Source organism: Anaerolineales bacterium, assembly GCA_015075625.1.
Lineage (GTDB): Bacteria > Chloroflexota > Anaerolineae > Aggregatilineales > UBA2796 > UBA2796.
The window spans coordinates 265862-282820 of the sequence record JABTTZ010000001.1; the positions used below are offsets into that span (position 1 = coordinate 265862).

Consider the following 16959-nt stretch of genomic DNA (forward strand, 5'->3'; position numbering starts at 1 on the left):
TTGAAAAATGCTGTAAGAGGGGGCGTTATGACCTTTTCCATCGTGGCGCACAGCGCCGATGAACAGATGTGGGGCGTTGCTGTTGCCAGTAAATTTCTGGCGGCGGCGGCTGTGGTCAATTGGGCGCGGGCGGGCGCGGGGGGCATTGCGACACAAGCGTTTGCCCGTGTCAGTTTTGGTCCAAACGGGCTTGATCTTCTGGCAACAGGGCTAAGCGCTGAGGAAACCCTTGCCAAACTGCTCAGCACAGACAAAGACGCCGAACATCGCCAAGTAGGGATTGTCGATCAGCGCGGCGGGGCAGCCGCGCATACCGGATCGGAATGCTTTGACTATGCCGGGCATTATGTGGGCGAGGGGTTCACCTGTCAGGGAAACATCCTTGCCGGGCGCGGGGTGATCGAGGCGATGACCCACGCCTATATCGCCAGCAGTGGGTCGCTGCCAGATCGTCTCTATGCGGCGCTTCTCGCCGGAGATCGGGCAGGCGGCGATAAGCGCGGGCGGCAATCCGCGGGGATTCTCGTCGTGAAAGCGGGCGGCGGGTATGGCGGCGATAATGATCGGTTCTTTGATCTGCGCGTCGATGATCATACCGACCCTGTACCCCGCTTGCGTGAACTGATGGACTTGCGAACGCTTTACTTCGATAAAACGCCGCCGGAAAACCATTTGCCTATCGACGCCGCGCTTGCCACCGAACTGCAAACGATCCTCGCCGCACAAGGGCATTACACCGGCGCACTTCATGGGCAGTGGGACGAGCCAAGCCGAGAGGCGTTTTGGGCGTTTGTCGGCGTGGAAAACCTTGAGGAACGTTGGACGCCCGATGATCACCCTGAACGGCTTGATCCGGTTGTGCTGAACTTTATTCGGACGCGCTTCCGTGCCTGATTTCATACCTGAAACGCCGTTCGATTTCAGCACAATCCGCGCCGTCGCCCTTGATTTGGATGGCGTTGTCTGGCGGGGCGAGATAGCGCTTCCAGGTACCCCGTCGTTTTTTCACGCCCTTGCCAAAGAGGGGATTCCCTACCTTTTTTTGACGAACAATGCCATGCGCAACCCAGACGACCACGCGGCAAAGATCGCCACCTTTGGGATTCCCGTCACCCCTTCGCAAGTGATTAACTCTGGGTTTGTTGCCGCTGAGTCGTTAGCGAAGCAGTATCCGATTGGAACAGCGATCCACGTCTTAGGGAGCGAGAACCTCAGCCGCCTGCTTACGGAGCGGGGATTTGTCCTCAATCCGGCGGAGGCGGCGGTTGTCGTCGTCGGGTTGGATGTGCAGGTGACCTATGAGAAACTGAAAATTGCCGGACGGTGCATCCTAAACGGAGCGGTGTTCATCGGCACAAATGGCGATGTCACCTATCCGGCAGCGGATGGCGTCGCCCCCGGCGCAGGGAGTCTGATCGCCGCACTTAGCGCTATGACCGGATGTGCGCCGCTGCTGATGGGCAAGCCCGCCCCCGCTATGTTTGAGATCGCCCTTCAGCGTTTGGGAACAGCCCCCCAAGAGACACTCATGATTGGGGATCGGCTAGACACCGATATTTTGGGGGCGGCACAGGTTGGAATGCGGACGGCGTTGGTCTTAAGCGGGATCAGCACACGCGCCGAAGCGGAAGCCAGCCAGCCTCCGCCGGATTGGATCGGGGACGATTTGATTGCGGTGGGGCGGGCATGGGGGATAGGGTAACGAACATACCTTGCGCCATTGGGTTCGTTTCCCCTATGGTTGGGCGTAGGGGCAGCGTTAGGGCGCTATGGTTAAGCCCCCTTGAGGTGATTATCCTTAGCGCGAGGGCTTGCCCCGCGCCGCCCTCCACCCCGTATGTCGCCCGCCGCTACAAGGCTTGTCCGCAATGAGGTGAGCCTAAGAGAGTAGCCACGAGGGGTCTAAGCTCTGTTGGCAATGTCATTCTCGTAGGGGCGTCATGCCTTGCGCCCATCGCCGCCCGTGATCACCCACCGCTAAAGCAGCGGGCTAGGAGTAACCACCCCTTTGGGGCTTGCCCCCACCTCACCAAATCGTTTTGATGGTGCTTCGCCTACTTTGCACACTCTGCAACGTCCCACAGTTCAACTGTGCCAATCCTTTCGGCGCTTGCCGCCGCAAAGGTTTTCCGTGCCGCCGCCCATGCCAGATGGCTATAGCGTTCGGCAGGCAGCGTGCCGAGACGCTCTTTTGTATCAGTTTGCCATAGCCGCAGAACACCATCATCCCCTGTGGAGACAAAACAGGGTTCGGTGGCACTCGCCGCAATGCGCAGATTCGTGATCGCGCTGAACAGGGAGGTATCGCGTATATCGATAAAGGTGAGAAATTCCCCGCGATTTGACCAAATTTCAACGCGATCTTGGTAGGTCTCTACAACACTACGCTGTCCATCATGAACATAGGTGACACCGGTATAAGCAGGGGCAAGGTTGAAGGAAATATCTGCCTTAAGCAAGGCGTTTGTGCTGCCATCAAGCACCAAGAGTTTCGTTGCACCGGTGATCTGCGCCCCGCGTGCCACCGTCAGGGCGTAGCTATCCCACCCCCACGCGGCGCCCGTCACCGGATGGGTCGTTGAAATGCGCGTGAAACTGAGATCGCCTGTCTGCATATCCCATAGGTAGCGGCGGGCGCTGTCATCACCCACCAGCAGAAGGGGTTTTGTGGGGTGGGTAGCAAGCGCCGTCACACAGCCCAACCCTCGCTCTGTCAATGTACGCAGGGGGACTGCCGTCGCCGGATCAATGATCTGAATCGCCCCGCACAAACCGACGATTAAATAGCCGCGCCGATCCCACACCAGCGCACCCACTTTTGCATCAAAGGAGAGCGGAGAGCCGTGCAAAACTGCCGCTGCTGACCAGAGAGCGACCTCGCTTTCACTGGCTGTTGCCAGCCACTCTCCGGTTCGATCCCATGCCAAGGCGGAAATGGGGCTACGGTGTGCCTGAAAGATGTCCGTTTTTACCATCTGTGCGGTGGGCGTTAGGGGCGGGCGCCAAAACAACGTTGCGCCGTCTTGCGCCCCACCAACCAAAAGCGTCCCCGTCTGATCCCATGACAGCGAACGTAAATTGCGGGCGGCTGCCCCTAGCGAAAGCTGCCCAACAAGGAGCATCCGCTCCATCTCATAGACATGAATCGTCTCTTGGCGTAAGACGGCAAGATATGTCCCAGTGGCGTTGAATTGCGCGAAACGGGCGGTGGGTAAATTCTCCGCCACAACAATAATTTCCTGCCCGCGTCCCACGTTGGCAACGTACACGTTTCCCGCGTTATTCGCTTCGCCAATCCACATGATCTGATTGCGGGCTGACCAACTGACGGCTGCAATGGCATCGCCCGTTGCCACGCCAATCGGGACGGCTTGGGGTCTCGCTTGGGAAACATCCCACGTGACAATCTGCTGGCGGGTTGGCCCCAACCGTAAGACTCCGGCAAGGGCGCTGCTCTGCGGATTCCACGAAAGATGGGTGACCTGATTTGTGCTGATCTCTTTGACCACTTTCCATGAGTTACCATCCGCCTCCCAAAGGTGAATGTTGCCCCGATCCCCCCCACTGGTGGCAAACCCTTGCCCATCGGGGCGCCACGCCACCGCCGCAAAACTGCCCATATCAAAGATGATGCGCGTTGTGTCCAGCATTTCCTCATGGGCGGCGGTCACATTCAGAATCAAGATATAGGGAGCATTAAAAACACCGACCAAGACATCCTCACTTGCCCCCGGACGCCACGCCAGCCCGTTGATCGTTTCGGTGGACGTCAGAGGGCGGCGGGTGAGGATAACCGTCCCGGTTTCCGCCTCCATGATTGTTAGCAGCCCTTTGCGAGAGGCAAGGGCAAGGTGCTTTCCGCTAGGACTCCACAAAATATGGTCAATCGACTCGCTCGTTTGCCCGCTGAGTGTCTTAAAGGGAGTCAGGGAAGGGGCTGTTTCGGTGGGGGCAGCCGTCGCTGTTGGGGATTCTGTGGGAAATGCTGTGGGAATCGCCGTTGAGGGAGGGATATCTGTCGGTGCGACGGTGGGGGGCGGAGTCAGTTCGTAGGTGATGTCGCAAGTAAGATTGTTCCCACAGATGGCGCTAAAGCCAGTCTCGCTGTTGCGAATCTCCATCGTTGGCAGGACGGCGTTGTTTGCCACCCAAAATGCGCCGCTTGGGGGCAGCGGGATCGGGATGGTATTCCCCGCCGTGCATCTGTTTGGCAAAGGTGGCTGCGAGAGTCCTGTTTCAAAGCGAAAGCAGACGTTTGCCGGAAGTTGGCTGACATTTAAGGGGCGAATGTAGGCTTGCAAGGCTACATCGCCCTGAGGGGTGACGAAGGTTAAGCCAGCAAGAGAGACAATTCCGGTGGGGGAAGCGGGGAGAATCAGGACAAAGACATCCTGATCAGCGCGAATCTGTAACAGCACACTGGATGAATCGCCTTGCCCTTGTACAGGCTGTGAACCACGCCATGTCAACATAAGAACCATGTTGATGATGAGGAAGGTAATCCAACGTATCGTACGGCGCTGTGAAAATGACATGGCGCAAACAGCTTTCTCTATACATCACCACGCAAAAGCATACCCAACAGCCGAGATAACAAGCAAGAACTGCGCCGTCTTGTGGCAAGCATTCCCCCTCTGATGAGAGAATAATTAGACCATTTGAGTTATTGTCTTAGATTTTCCGTTCTATGTTAAACTGAGGGCGGTCAGCCACACAAACGAACCCAATAAAGGGGGCAGCATGACTATGAATCAGGGTATCCAAACGATCATTTATCCGGTCAAGGATATTGCCCAAGCAAAGGCGCTCTACCGCGCCCTGTTAGGGGTAGCGCCCTACATGGACGAGCCGTATTACGTTGGGTTTACCGTTGGTGACCAAGATGTAGGCTTAGACCCCAATGGTCACAAGGCAGGGATAACCGCCCCGCTTGGGTACTACCAGGTGAAGGATATTCAAGCGAGTTTGCAAGCACTTTTAGATGCAGGCGCCCAGTTGCAGCAAGGGATCAAGGATGTTGGTGGGGGGAAACTGACCGCCTCCGTGAAGGATTCTGATAACAACCTGATCGGGCTGATTCAAGTTCCCTAGTGGAAGGAATTGAAGGGGCGCATGGGATGCGCGGATGCGCCCCTTCGTGCATCGATGTTGCGACGCACGACAATGCTCCCGCCTGAAAGGGCATGATCCCAACGGCACGTCCCCTCAAAAACCTGTTCCCATTCACATCCTTTTTGGCATCCCCATTGACACGCTTTTCAATTTGTTCTATCCTGTAAACAGAATGAAACAAAAATCTAACGCTGTGATGATCATGATAGCCGTGATCCAAACGACGGGATAAAGTCATCCCACCCTGTTCAAAGTATGCCCGTGCCATATTCGGCAGGGCAATGAACCGCGTGGGCTGTTAAGCTGCCCTCGCCCCATCGCTTGGGCGGGGGCTTTTTGTTGTTTTCAGACATCGTTGGTTAAGTAAAGGAGTATTGTGACGAATGATTAACCGAATTTGGATTGAGCGCGAATATCGGACGGAAGGGGCTTCTGACCCTTACAACGGCATCACCGCTGTCGTGGTAGGGTTGGAGGAGAGCGGCTTATGGTCAGCCTCGTTTGCCACGCTGGATTACATCCGTCAGCAAATGACGTTGAACCGCGAGCTTGTCGCTGAGTCCCCGCTGATGGCGCCGGTGCGTTTTATGACGCTGGAGACACCCCATGTCATTGTGGATGATCTCCACCCCGACACGATTGAAGATACGATTGATAACCTGATCACGATGGGGACGTTCGAGGGGATTTTCGTCCGCTGCGAGGATGTTTACTTCCTTCATGCGGTAAAGGGTTAAATTCGGATAGGAGTAATCATGACCGAACCTGATACGGATGGCACGGGTACGGGGACGCCCCTCCTTACTCGTCAGGGTGCGTGACGCTGAGCAGAGACGGAACGGCACAGCGCACCCCTCCACGCACGCCATTTCTGTCTCAAACAGCTTGCGGTGCGGTACACTCCCCGCCGCTTCGTCACCTATTTGCGAGTCACCATCAGACAGGACGGTCACGAGACCTCATGCCCGAATTCAACCAACTCTATAAAATTCGCCATTCGCTAGCGCACATCATGGCGCAAGCTGTTCTTGAGATATTCCCCGACGGGCGCGTTGCCATTGGTCCGCCCATTGAGGACGGTTTCTACTACGATTTCAGTCTCCCCCGCGCACTGACAGAAGACGACCTCGCGGATATTGAGGCGCGGATGCGGAAGATCATCAAGGGCAAGTTCGATTTCATCCGCCGCGAGGTGAGCGCGGACGAGGCGAAACGCCTATTTGCCAACCAACCCTTCAAAATCGAATTGATCGAGGGGCTGGAAAAAGGCGGCGTGGATGAGTATGGCGAGAAGTCGAACGACGCTCCGGTGATCAGCACCTACCGCCAAGATTCGTTTGAAGATTTGTGTCGCGGACCGCACGTCGCTAACAGCGGCGAGATTGCCCCCGACGCTTTCAAACTGATGAGCATTGCCGGGGCGTATTGGCGGGGCGATTCAGACCGCGAGCAACTTCAGCGCATTTACGGCACAGCGTGGGAATCGAAAGCGCAGCTTGAGGAATACCTCCGCCTTTTGGAGGAAGCACGCCAGCGCGACCACCGCAAGATCGGCGTTGAGCTTGGCTTGTTCGCCTTCAGCCCATTGGTGGGGAAGGGCTTACCGCTCTGGAAACCACGCGGGGCGATCCTGCGCGATACCCTTGAACGCTTCCTGCGCGAGAAACAAATCGAGGCGGGCTATTTGCCGGTTGTCACACCGCACATCGGCAAGATCGATCTCTACAAGACATCGGGGCATTACGTCACCTATCGGGACAGTATGTACAAACCCATTGATGTGGACGGCGAGGAGTTCATGCTCAAGCCGATGAACTGCCCGCACCACATCGAAATCTTCAAGAGCGAACCGCGCAGTTTCCGTGATTTGCCCATTCGTTATGCCGAGTTCGGTGCAGTCTATCGCTATGAGCAGAGCGGCGAACTGACAGGCTTAACACGGGTGCGCGGCTTCACTGTGGACGATGCCCACCTGTTCGTTCGCGAAGACCAAATCGAGCAGGAGTTCATCGGCGTTGTTGAACTGATCCAATACGTGTTCAATGTCATGGGCTTTGCCGATTTCAAAGCGCGGATTGGCACACGCGACCCGAACAGCGATAAATATGTGGGCGATCCGGCGCTTTGGGAAAAGGCAACCAACGCGATCATCGCCGCTGCCGAAAAGGTTGGGCTTGCCTATTTCGTTGCCGAAGGCGAGGCTGCCTTCTACGGTCCGAAACTCGATTTCATCTTCCGCGATGTGCTGAAACGGGAGTGGCAGTTGGGGACTGTACAGGTCGATTACCAGCTACCGCAGCGATTTGATCTGGACTATGTTGGCAGTGATAACCAGATGCACCGTCCGGTGATGATTCACCGCGCCCCCTTTGGCAGCATGGAGCGCTTCGTTGGGATTCTGATCGAACACTTTGCCGGCGCGTTTCCGGTGTGGTTAGCGCCCATCCAAGCGGCGTTGATCCCCGTTGCCGATCGCCATATCGACTATCTTAACGGGGTGGCGAAAACCTTGCGTCAGGCGGGCATCCGCACCGAGGTGGACGGCGGCAAAGAGCGCATGAGCAACAAGATTCGCCAATGGCAAGGGCAAAAAGTCCCCTACATGCTCGTTGCTGGCGATAAGGATCAAGAGGCGGGGGGTATCTCCCTCCGGTTGCGAACAGGCGAAGACCTCGGCGCGATGTCCGTTGCCGACTTTGTGGCGTTGGCGTCCGGCGTGATCGAATCGAAATCGTTGGCGCTGCGCTAGCCCTCATCCCCCTAACCCTCTTCTCCTGCAAGGAGAAGGGGGCATCAGAGCGTTATGCAAGCAGGGGTTTACAAGCCCCGCAGGGGTGGTTACCCTTAGCCGGACGCTTTAGCATCCGGCGTGATGGGGCGAATGACGCTATGGCGAATAACCCTATGCGGGGTAACCATTCTGAAACAAAATAACCTCACAACTTACAAAGACTCTCTGCAAAAGGAACGGTACTGTGGTCGGGAGCGCCTTGCCCCATCTGACACTACACGATGTGACAAAAGCCTTCCCCAACCCCGTAGGCGGCGAGCAGCCCCTGTTGGCGTTGGCGGGAGTCACCTTCAACGCTGAACGGGGGCAGTTTTGCTGTCTGGTGGGGACAAGCGGCTGCGGAAAATCGACCCTTTTACGCCTGATTGCGGGGTTGATCCACGCCGATCAGGGTGAGATTCGGATCAACAATAGGCCCATCACCGCCCCCGGCGCAGATCGGGGAATGGTATTTCAGAGCTTCAACCTGCTCCCCTGGCGAACTGTGATTGGGAACATTGAGTACGGGATGGAAATGCTTGGCATTCCCCGCCCCGAACGCCGCGCCCGCGCCCAAACCTACCTTGAACGGGCGGGGTTGGCAGGCTTTGAGCGCTACCTCCCCGCCCAACTCTCCGGCGGGATGCAGCAGCGCGTTGGCTTGGCACGCGCCCTCGCCATAGAGCCGCAGATGCTCCTGATGGATGAGCCATTTGGGGCGCTGGATGCCCTGACGCGGGAGGCAATGCAAAGCGATCTGATGCGCCTTTGGACGGCGACAGCGACGACGATGATCTTCGTCACCCACGATATTGAGGAAGCGGTCTTTTTAGCGGATACGGTTTTTGTCATGAGCGGGCGCCCCGGCGCAATAGCAGAGGCGATCCCCGTCCCTTTTCCGCGCCCGCGCCCCGATAATCTCCGGCACACCGCCGCCTTTGCCGCCCTGCGTGGGGAGGTAAGCCACGCCCTCCGCGCCGCAAACGAGGCAGTCTCGTGAGCTATAGCGGGCTGATGAGTCCGGTACTGCGGGCGCGGCTGATCGTCTGGGGGGGGCTGCTCGTCCTTTGGGAAGTGGTCGCCCTTCAGCTAGGGGCATTTTTCCTCCCCCGTCCGGGCGAGGTTCTCATCGCCAGCGCCACCATCCTCTTTAATGGTGATATTCTGACCCTGGTGACAACCCTTCGTCAGATGGCGGGCGGCTTTGCCCTCGCCTGTTTTGTGGGCATTGGGCTTGGTGTGCTGATAGGCAGTTCTCGCTTGGCAGATGGCGTCCTCGGTATGTATGCGCGGGCGCTGTTTGTCATTCCCCTAGAGGCAATTTTGCCCTTTCTCATCCTGCTGGTGGGGACGGGGCTCCCCTACCGTGTCACTGTTGTGTTCCTGTTCGCCTTGTTCAGCATTCTCTTTAACACAGCGGCGGGTGTACGCAGTGTGAATCCCGCCCTGATCGAGACCGCCGCCGCTTTCTGCGCCCCACGCCTTGCCGTGATTCGCACGGTGATCCTTCCGGCGGCGCTGCCCTATCTGCTCTCTGGGATGCGCATCGGCTTAGCGAACGCCTTCAAGGGGGCAATCATTGCCGAACTGTGGGTGATCGTGGGGACGGGGCGAAAACTGGTCGAATTGGGGACATCGCACCACCTCTCTGAGTATTTTGCCTTTATCGTGTGGATCGTCGGCATTGGCATCTTCTGCTACGAGGGGATGCGTCTCGTGGAGCGGCGGCTGACCTGCTGGAACAGGGTTGGAATGGCGCCTCGTCGGCGCGGTGTACAATGAGCCGCTGGGTAATTTGGGCATTTCGCGCCCTCTCGGTGATCCTTCTCATCCTCGTTTGGGAATGGCAAGCGGCACAGCCCCGTGCTTTTGCCTTCGCCTCGTTAGGAAAGGTCGTTTCGGCGTTGGTGAGCGGCATCACCTCTGGAGAGTTCTTCCGGGCGGCGGGCGGCACCCTGGGGACAATGCTGATCGGCTATCTGCTGGCGATTGTCATCGGCATCGTGCTTGGTTGTGCAGTCACCTTCTGGCGGTGGGGGGAATGGACGCTCCGCCCGCTGATCGACGCCCTGAATATCGCCCCCATTTCCATGTTCCTCCCGCTGATCGCACTCTATTTGGGGACAGGTGAGGTGGGGCGTGTGTTTGTCGTCTTTATGTGGGCGGTGTTCACCATCTATGAGACGACCAGTGCCGGAATCAGCCAGACGCCGCCGACCCTTTTGGAAATGTCCCGTGCTTTTGGGGCGCGTCCCCTTCAGCGGTGGTGGACGGTGATCCTTCCAGCGGCGTTTCCCTCGCTGGCGGTGGGGCTGCGTTTGGCATTAGGACGCGCCTTTCGGGGGGCGCTCACAGCGGAACTACTCCTTTCGACGGCAAACTTAGGGAGCATCCTCACCGGGGCGAACACGCTCTACAACATCCCTCGGTTGTTGGCGGGGGTGCTGTTCATCACGACGTTGGGGGTGCTTTTGCTGCGTGGGGCAGAGGGGCTGGAAAGGCGTGCGCTGCGGCGCTTTCGGGGGTGAGAGAGAAATCATCCGAATGAAGGGCGGGCGTCCCCTAGTACGTCCCTACAACAAACGGGTCGGGATTGCGCAATAACTCCTCAACCCATACCTCCTCTGTCACACCAGCTTGTAGTAAATCACCGTGTCAATGAGGGCGGTGCCGGTGCTGTTTTGAGCATACTGAGGAATCACCCCCGAACGGACAAACCCCCACCGTTCGTAAAGCCCGTCGGCTGTGCTGCCCGATTCGGTATCCAGAACCAAGAGGGATTTTCCCAGACCCCGCGCCGCGTCCTCTATTGCTGTCATCAAGGCAGTGGCAATCCCTTTTTGACGGTGGAGGCTGTGGACGAGGAGTTTCTGAACCTCGGCGCGGTGTGTTCCATTCAGGGGTGCAGCAAGGGCAAGATGGACACAGCCAACGATGTGCTGGTTGTCGCTATCGCCTTCAATGGCAGCCAAGACAAGGCGTTTGCCCGCGTCAACCTCTGCGCCGATTTTGCCCCAAAAGGCATCGGCTGTTTCTTCTGAAAGTGGGGCGATAAAGCCCACAGACGATCCCCCCTCAACGACGTTAATCAACAGCGCCGCGAGATCGGCGTGATGGTGGGTGAGTTCCGCTGCGCCGAGGCGCTCAATGGTAAACACGGTATCGCCCCTTATGGCAGACAGCGCTTAGACCGGATATTCCTCAATCTCATCAATCTCGTCGGGGACAATGCCGCCGTCGATCACTTCTTCCCCAAACAAGAGGGATGTTTTCGACTCCAGCAGGTGATCCCGCCAGAGGAACGACCCCCCCCGCGAGAACAAGACGCGATCTCCGGGTGGGGCGTCTAGGCGCTCGTTGGCGGCAAGAAGGGCATCGGCTTGGCGGAGGTGGGGAAACAAGCGGTAAAGATGATTCAGCGCATCGTAGGTGACGATCACTTGTGCCGTTGGGTCATGTAACATGACATGGAGAATGGCGCGGGCAAGGACGCTGTGTTCGGTGTCATAATTCAGCCGGACAATCGTTTCTGGGACAGATTCAACGGCAAAATCAATGGTGCCGTTTCGCCACACCTCAATGATGGGCGCTTCGGGAAGAAGGTTGGGAAAATGGGATGAGTCTTCAACGAAGAACACAGAGCGCCGTTTGCCATCGCGGTTTTGGATCAACGCCCTGTCACGTTCTATTGTGCGCCAACCAGAGATGAAGGTGAGCATAGTGATCCTGTCAAACCTGTTTCAATGATGCGTTTTCGGATGCTGCGTTTGGTTACTCTTTCTATTCTTGCACGGAAATCCGGCAAATGCCGCAATAAATCCGTAAAACTTATGAAAAATTTCTGAATAGTTCTAGAGTGTTACCTCATACAGGTCTTGACGATACCCCGTTGGCTGCGCCTCGCTACCGATTAATGCTAACTCGCTTTCCATTAAGAAGGTCAAAATCGTCTTGTATCCTGTGCGAAATGCCCAATCCCGAAGGGCGGCGACAAGCTGACCGGTCAGTGGACGCGCCGACCAACAGGCAAGATGCACATCGCCCGCTTCGCAATCGATCTCGTCTGCCTCGCGGCTGTAAAGAACTGCCGCCTGCCCGCCGGCTGCCGTCAATTTCACATGATGGGATTGGGCGTTCAGCAGTTCGGGCATTCCCGCCGCCCAATCTTGGGGAAATAGTTTATCCCATTCTTGGCGGCTGGATCGGTAGCGCCCCAGAGGGAGCGCCCACCCGCGCACTGCCTCATAGGAGCGCTCGCCCCATTCCGCCGCTTGGTAAAAGACGCGCCCGCCCACTGTAGGAAGGCGGACACTCTGCCCACGCAGGGTTTGGCGAAAGTCCATGCGGGTGTAAAAGGGTGCTGCCTCGCCGTGCGCCACAATTACTTTTGCGCAGCGCATCAGCCGCCCCATCTGGAGGATGTAGCGCATCAGTGCCGATCCCACCCCCCGCCGCTGATGGTCGGCATGAACGGCAAGCACGGAGAGTTCAAGGTGGGATCCGAAGGGGGGTGGCTCCACACTCTCATAAAGTTCCGCCATGCCCACTACGACGCCGTTTTCTTCGGCAACAAGGGGAATACCGGAACCGGCAAGGAGGCGGTTTAGGTGGACGGCACACGTTTCGATGCTCATCCACGCGCCGCCGTGCTGCCAGCGCTCAAAGAGTGTGAGCGACTCATAAGACATTGGTAGGCGCGTTCCCTCCGCCGTGATGCGCTCCCATTGGGGGGTGAGCGAACGGTGAATGGCGGTGATCGCCGCCGTATCTTGGAGTGTTGCCAAGCGAACGGTGGTCATCGGCTACTCGTCGTCGTCGCCATCGGTGGCGCGGTTAGCGTTATTTTGTGCCAGGTAATAAACGCCCACAGCGGCGATTGCCGCCAACCCCAACATCAAAATCAAGACAGTGACCCCTTGCGGAGGCGTGGCGCTATCAACGCGCTCACCACCCTCTTGTGCCAGCGCGGGCGTGGCGAAAAACAACCCCACAAGGGCAACAGCGATCAGGACAAAACGACGGGTGGTGGGTATGATCATCGGAAACATTCCTTCGGGAATCTACGTATGAAAGCATGAACAGCGATCTTGTGCTGATTATAGCGAATCGCTGCAAAGTAAGGAGTCGTTACGCAATGGCACGCCTTCTCCCCCCCGGACCGAAAGGACACCCTTTGCTTGGGATGCTGCCTCAAATGCGCAGCCACCGCCTGCAACTGGTGAGCGATCTCTACCACACCTTTGGCGAGATAAGCAGTTTTCGTTTGGCGACGAAGCGTACCTTCTTTTTTATAAATCCTGACGATGTGCGGGCGGTGTTTTGGTTGAACACGCCGACAAAATGCACAAAGGCACATTTCTCAAGCGGAATGTTGGACCGATTATCGGACAAGGGCTGTTGCTGAGCGAGGGGGATTTCCACCGCCACCAACGGAGGTTGATTCAACCTGTGTTCAACCATGCCAAAATCGCCGGATTTGGCGAATCGATGGTTCATTACACCCATCAGCGGTGGTTGAGGTGGCGTGACGAGGAGCAGATTGATCTGGCGCATGAGATGTCGGCGCTCACCCTTCAGATTGTGGCAAAGACCCTCTTTGATGCCGATGTGGACTCAGACACCGATCATGTCAGCATGACCGTCACCGCCGGAATGCGTTTGGTCAACAATGCCTTCGGTCCCCGCCCCCCATGTGGCTGCCAACCCCGAACAACCGCCGCCCTCGGGCAATCCGCGAGAATTTGGATCAAGTCTTGATGGCGATTATCAATGAACGGCGGCAGTCCGGTGAGGATCGCGGCGATCTGCTTTCGATGCTGCTTGCCGCCCGCGATGAGGACACCGATCAGGGGATGGATGATGACCAACTTCACGATGAAGCGATGACCTTGTTCCTTGCCGGACATGAGACAACGGCGAATGCACTCAGTTTTGCCTTTTACCTCTTGGCAAAACATCCCGAAGTGGAACAGCGTTTGCTTGCCAAATTGAAGGATATTGTGGGCGAACGGCTGCCCACCGCAAAGGATGTCTCCAAGCTGCCTTACTTGGATCACGTTTTGAAAGAGACGATGCGCCTTTACCCGCCGGCGGAGACGCCACCCGCCCTTGAACCGATGATCACTTTGCGCCCCCGCGATGGAATCCCGATGCGGGTGCGCCTGCGGCAAGAGGCACAGCTTAGCGCTGGCGACGTGGCGGGGTGACAGGCGCTCAGGCGAGGATGATCACTTCGTCCCCGACCCGCACCGTTCCGGGCGCGGCGTGGATCAGGTTTTGCCCAAACAGCACCCCCCGCTCGGAATCACGGTAGGTTGCCAGCGTGCGCAAAGGTTCTTTGCCGCGCTTCGCCGTTTCCTGATCCGTCGTCGTAATGGTGCAGCGGGCGCACGCTTTCACCACATCAAAGATCATCGCGCCAATCCGAATCTGTTTCCAGCCATCCTCGGCATAGGCATCTACGCCGCGCACGACTAGATTAGGGCGAAACCGATTCATGGGAAGCGGTGTGTCAAGGCGGGTGTTCAGATCGGCAAGGGATTCCTCGCTGATCAAGAGGAAGGGGTAGCCATCGGCAAAACCGACCTGATCGCTCGTCCGTTTGGCATAGCGTTGATCAACCTGACGGATATGATCGTCCGCCATCCGCACAAGGCGGAGCGGCGATTCTAGCGTATCGCTCAGCCACTGGGCAGCATCGTCGCCCTGATCAAACGCCTCACATTCGCTATCCCACACGGTGACACTCATCCGCCGCCCATCCATCCCCAGCGGAAGGGACAAGGGCGACATCGCCGGGGCGTTTATGGTGAGCATCCCACTGTGGATCGTCGGATGGATCAACGCCAGGCGAGGCAGTTCGCGCTGCGTCACAAAATCACCGTGCGGGTCAACAATCAGCCAATGGCGGTCATAGCGAAAGCCACGCCAATCCGCCTCCCCAACCTCAAGCGTTACACCGCCACACGATTTGATCGGATAATAGTGAAGCGCCGTCACAATAGGGGGCATAAGAGGACTCCTGTTTTGGGGTAAAGGGGTGCAGCGCAGCCTGCACCCCACTATGAAAAAAACTATCCATGTGGGCTATGTGACATGCCCTCTGGTAAAGGTGCAATCCTACTCGCCCACCGTCAGTGTGAGACGGAGCAGCGCATCGCCCTTCGCGGTGGAGGCGGTGCTAATCGTCCCCAACTGGATAACTTCTGCCAACGCCTTAAAGGTGACTTTGGCAGCTTCAAACTGTGCTTTTTCTGCCGCCAACTCCGGGTCAGCGCCAGCTTGCGGGGTGGGCGTTTGCTGTATGCTCATCGCGATATTACGGAAAATTCGTCCGGTGGCAATGATGATCGCCGTATAGCCTTCGCCAAGCATCTGCAGTCCCGTGCCATCCATAAACCAGAACGAGGTAGCGTCAGGGAGGATCAGCGCCTCAGCCTGCTCAAAGAGAACATCATCCCCGCCCGATGCGATCACGAGGTTGTTCATGGTTGCAAAGAAGAAGGTGTCCTGAATGTAATCCAAGACAAAGGTCACCGGCGCGTCAAGGGTGGGCGATTCAAAGCTCACCGTGTTAAAGGTCATTCCGCCCATCGACTCCGTACCGAAGGTGATCGGCTGCCCTTGCGCCGCCCCTGCTTCAAGAAGTTTACGGAGATTCGCTGCCAGCGCCTTCCCTTTTTCGGCGTCCTTGATATTTGCCGCGACCCCAAAAGCAACCCCCGTGAGCGATCCCTTCAGGCTTGGATCAACGCTGGTATCGAAAATGCTTATCCCACTGGCGTCAGGGACATAGTTCACCCAAAGGGCGTAATCGGCATCACTCAGGTTATCAAGAATATCCGCTTGGAGATCAAGCCCGGTGGCTTGCTTAAAGGCTGCCATGACCTGCGCTTCTTGGGCTGCTCCTTCTGTGGCGGCGGCAAAAAGCCCTTTGAGCAAGGCGGGAAAATCGGCACTAACGAGAAAGAGCGAGGACCGTGGGATGCCGCGCTTCCAACCCTCCTGGAGTGGGCGAGTCCCCGTAAAGCCAAGCGCGGCTACCTTTTCGGGGTCAACGGCTACCGCTATATCCAAAACAAGCGTCTTGTCGGCGTCGGCAAAGCTGCCGGCAATTCCCAATTTCCCGATTCCGGCAATTGCCAACTGCCGTTGAAGATCAGCCGTTGGGGTAATGCTGTTTCGCGTCAGAATGTCTTGGGTAATGCTCACATACTGAGGCAGATCAACGTAAAGGAACAGGTTGTTCTCTCCGGGAAGCAGCGACGCCACCTCTTTGAACGAGTCCGTCAAATCCAGCTTGGTATCGAGCAGCAGGGTTTGGGCAACTCCCGAATTCGTCCCGATCAGTAAGATGTCATCGTGAAGTTCGACGGTGAGTGGGGATTGTTCGCCCTTCCAACGAAGGATGTCCGTCCCCTCCTTCGCTACTGGCAGACTGAGCATTTTCACTACTTTATCGACAAACGTTTCGGCGGCGGCTTTGTCTTTCACCTGAAGAATCAAAAGCCCTTCACTTTGCAAGGGGTTGGCGTTATCCATCATAATTTCGCGTACCTTCGCAATGCAAAAGGCAGCGCGATCCCCAAGCCAGGGGCGCACCTCGCGCTGGTAATCGACCCCGGTGTTGGCGAGTCCCAATTGGATCAGTGCCGCCGCTGAGGGCAGCGCCCGTCCGGTCATTTTTTGCGAGATGGTTGAAGCAATGCCAATCAGCGTCTCAAAATAGGCTTCGTCGGTGCGCAGGCTGAGGTAAACAATCGAATCATTAGGGCAGAACCGTGCCAAGCCCGTCGGGTAGGTTTCGGCGGGAGTGCTTGCACGCTCGATGGGTAGTGAGTCGGCGCGCACGCTGATCGCCCCAAGGGGCAGGATTAGCACCGCCATAATGATGAGAAGAACTCGTTTTAACATACGCTATGCTCCTTTGAATATGCAAGGCTATCGCGCTATCTCAAGCGACTACTACCATTATATGCCGATCTGATCCCAAATAACGGCGATTCAACCGATCAGGGAGTAAACTACGGGGGTCAGCCCGTGTCATGGGAGAAATCAGGCGAGGGGGAGAAGAAGGA

General features: G+C 57.2%; 18 protein-coding genes. 11 read left to right on the forward strand and 7 right to left on the reverse strand.

Features of this window, described 5'->3' with window-relative positions; all coding sequences use genetic code 11:
• The first annotated feature begins 27 nt into the window (after positions 1-27).
• Positions 28-894: a DUF1028 domain-containing protein gene (locus HS103_01175; protein ID MBE7511414.1), complete on the forward strand. Its 867-nt coding sequence runs from the start codon at positions 28-30 to the stop codon at positions 892-894.
• Positions 887-1702, forward strand: coding sequence for an HAD-IIA family hydrolase (locus HS103_01180; protein ID MBE7511415.1), 816 nt, complete (start codon positions 887-889; stop codon positions 1700-1702). The genes HS103_01175 and HS103_01180 overlap by 8 nt, the downstream gene beginning before the upstream one ends.
• A gap of 352 nt (positions 1703-2054) precedes the next feature.
• Here the strand turns inward: HS103_01180 and HS103_01185 are convergent, their stop codons facing one another.
• Positions 2055-4535 (reverse strand): WD40 repeat domain-containing protein, encoded by a 2481-nt coding sequence (locus tag HS103_01185; GenBank protein ID MBE7511416.1) that lies wholly within the window; start codon positions 4533-4535, stop codon positions 2055-2057.
• A 211-nt stretch (positions 4536-4746) separates the two neighbouring features.
• Between HS103_01185 and HS103_01190 the strand changes: the two genes are divergently transcribed.
• From HS103_01190 to HS103_01215, 6 genes are all read left to right on the forward strand, one after another.
• Positions 4747-5091: a glyoxalase gene (locus HS103_01190; GenBank protein MBE7511417.1), complete on the forward strand. Its 345-nt coding sequence runs from the start codon at positions 4747-4749 to the stop codon at positions 5089-5091.
• A 404-nt stretch (positions 5092-5495) separates the two neighbouring features.
• Positions 5496-5849 carry a hypothetical protein gene (locus tag HS103_01195; protein ID MBE7511418.1) on the forward strand — a complete coding sequence of 118 codons (354 nt, stop codon included), beginning with the start codon at positions 5496-5498 and terminating at the stop codon, positions 5847-5849.
• A 224-nt stretch (positions 5850-6073) separates the two neighbouring features.
• Positions 6074-7861 (forward strand): threonine--tRNA ligase, encoded by a 1788-nt coding sequence (locus HS103_01200; GenBank protein MBE7511419.1) that lies wholly within the window; start codon positions 6074-6076, stop codon positions 7859-7861.
• Between the two features lie 241 nt (positions 7862-8102).
• Complete coding sequence (locus tag HS103_01205; GenBank protein ID MBE7511420.1) at positions 8103-8882, forward strand: ABC transporter ATP-binding protein; 780 nt, start codon at positions 8103-8105, stop codon at positions 8880-8882.
• A complete protein-coding gene (locus HS103_01210) occupies positions 8879-9664 on the forward strand; it encodes an ABC transporter permease subunit (GenBank protein ID MBE7511421.1) in 786 nt (261 codons plus the stop codon). The genes HS103_01205 and HS103_01210 overlap by 4 nt, the downstream gene beginning before the upstream one ends.
• Positions 9661-10410, forward strand: coding sequence for an ABC transporter permease subunit (locus HS103_01215; protein ID MBE7511422.1), 750 nt, complete (start codon positions 9661-9663; stop codon positions 10408-10410). The genes HS103_01210 and HS103_01215 overlap by 4 nt, the downstream gene beginning before the upstream one ends.
• A gap of 99 nt (positions 10411-10509) precedes the next feature.
• On the opposite strand, the gene HS103_01220 is transcribed toward HS103_01215, so the two are convergent.
• The 4 genes from HS103_01220 to HS103_01235 all read right to left on the reverse strand — a co-directional run bounded on the left by HS103_01220 (position 10510) and on the right by HS103_01235 (position 12921).
• Positions 10510-11040, reverse strand: coding sequence for a GNAT family N-acetyltransferase (locus HS103_01220; protein ID MBE7511423.1), 531 nt, complete (start codon positions 11038-11040; stop codon positions 10510-10512).
• Between the two features lie 27 nt (positions 11041-11067).
• Positions 11068-11601 carry a hypothetical protein gene (locus HS103_01225; protein MBE7511424.1) on the reverse strand — a complete coding sequence of 178 codons (534 nt, stop codon included), beginning with the start codon at positions 11599-11601 and terminating at the stop codon, positions 11068-11070.
• A 132-nt stretch (positions 11602-11733) separates the two neighbouring features.
• Positions 11734-12681, reverse strand: coding sequence for a GNAT family N-acetyltransferase (locus HS103_01230; protein MBE7511425.1), 948 nt, complete (start codon positions 12679-12681; stop codon positions 11734-11736).
• A 3-nt stretch (positions 12682-12684) separates the two neighbouring features.
• A complete protein-coding gene (locus HS103_01235) occupies positions 12685-12921 on the reverse strand; it encodes a hypothetical protein (protein MBE7511426.1) in 237 nt (78 codons plus the stop codon).
• A gap of 95 nt (positions 12922-13016) precedes the next feature.
• Here HS103_01235 and HS103_01240 point away from each other — a divergent pair, with 95 nt between their 5' ends.
• The 3 genes from HS103_01240 to HS103_01250 are packed head-to-tail and all read left to right on the forward strand — an operon-like array spanning position 13017 to position 14088.
• Positions 13017-13286 (forward strand): cytochrome P450, encoded by a 270-nt coding sequence (locus tag HS103_01240; protein ID MBE7511427.1) that lies wholly within the window; start codon positions 13017-13019, stop codon positions 13284-13286.
• Positions 13223-13639: a hypothetical protein gene (locus tag HS103_01245; GenBank protein ID MBE7511428.1), complete on the forward strand. Its 417-nt coding sequence runs from the start codon at positions 13223-13225 to the stop codon at positions 13637-13639. The genes HS103_01240 and HS103_01245 overlap by 64 nt, the downstream gene beginning before the upstream one ends.
• Positions 13573-14088: a cytochrome P450 gene (locus HS103_01250; protein ID MBE7511429.1), complete on the forward strand. Its 516-nt coding sequence runs from the start codon at positions 13573-13575 to the stop codon at positions 14086-14088. Before HS103_01245 ends, HS103_01250 begins: the two co-directional genes overlap by 67 nt.
• A gap of 7 nt (positions 14089-14095) precedes the next feature.
• Here HS103_01250 and HS103_01255 read toward each other — a convergent pair whose 3' ends face one another.
• On the reverse strand, positions 14096-14893 hold the full coding sequence (locus HS103_01255; protein MBE7511430.1) for an MOSC domain-containing protein: 798 nt from the start codon (positions 14891-14893) through the stop codon (positions 14096-14098).
• A gap of 108 nt (positions 14894-15001) precedes the next feature.
• Positions 15002-16795, reverse strand: coding sequence for a DUF3352 domain-containing protein (locus HS103_01260; GenBank protein ID MBE7511431.1), 1794 nt, complete (start codon positions 16793-16795; stop codon positions 15002-15004).
• Positions 16796-16959 lie beyond the last annotated feature (164 nt).

What these genes read in the sequence shown, in the direction of transcription:
- HS103_01225 (MBE7511424.1), bottom strand. Translation starts at nt 11,601, where the DNA reads ATGCTCACCTTCATCTCTGGTTGGCGCACAATAGAACGTGACAGGGCG.
- HS103_01230 (MBE7511425.1), bottom strand. Translation starts at nt 12,681, where the DNA reads ATGACCACCGTTCGCTTGGCAACACTCCAAGATACGGCGGCGATCACC.
- HS103_01255 (MBE7511430.1), bottom strand. Translation starts at nt 14,893, where the DNA reads ATGCCCCCTATTGTGACGGCGCTTCACTATTATCCGATCAAATCGTGT.
- HS103_01175 (MBE7511414.1), top strand. Translation starts at nt 28, where the DNA reads ATGACCTTTTCCATCGTGGCGCACAGCGCCGATGAACAGATGTGGGGC.
- HS103_01200 (MBE7511419.1), top strand. Translation starts at nt 6,074, where the DNA reads ATGCCCGAATTCAACCAACTCTATAAAATTCGCCATTCGCTAGCGCAC.
- HS103_01235 (MBE7511426.1), bottom strand. Translation starts at nt 12,921, where the DNA reads ATGATCATACCCACCACCCGTCGTTTTGTCCTGATCGCTGTTGCCCTT.
- HS103_01260 (MBE7511431.1), bottom strand. Translation starts at nt 16,795, where the DNA reads ATGTTAAAACGAGTTCTTCTCATCATTATGGCGGTGCTAATCCTGCCC.
- HS103_01250 (MBE7511429.1), top strand. Translation starts at nt 13,573, where the DNA reads ATGTGGCTGCCAACCCCGAACAACCGCCGCCCTCGGGCAATCCGCGAG.
- HS103_01215 (MBE7511422.1), top strand. Translation starts at nt 9,661, where the DNA reads ATGAGCCGCTGGGTAATTTGGGCATTTCGCGCCCTCTCGGTGATCCTT.
- HS103_01195 (MBE7511418.1), top strand. Translation starts at nt 5,496, where the DNA reads ATGATTAACCGAATTTGGATTGAGCGCGAATATCGGACGGAAGGGGCT.
- HS103_01245 (MBE7511428.1), top strand. Translation starts at nt 13,223, where the DNA reads ATGCACAAAGGCACATTTCTCAAGCGGAATGTTGGACCGATTATCGGA.
- HS103_01190 (MBE7511417.1), top strand. Translation starts at nt 4,747, where the DNA reads ATGAATCAGGGTATCCAAACGATCATTTATCCGGTCAAGGATATTGCC.
- HS103_01240 (MBE7511427.1), top strand. Translation starts at nt 13,017, where the DNA reads ATGGCACGCCTTCTCCCCCCCGGACCGAAAGGACACCCTTTGCTTGGG.
- HS103_01185 (MBE7511416.1), bottom strand. Translation starts at nt 4,535, where the DNA reads ATGTCATTTTCACAGCGCCGTACGATACGTTGGATTACCTTCCTCATC.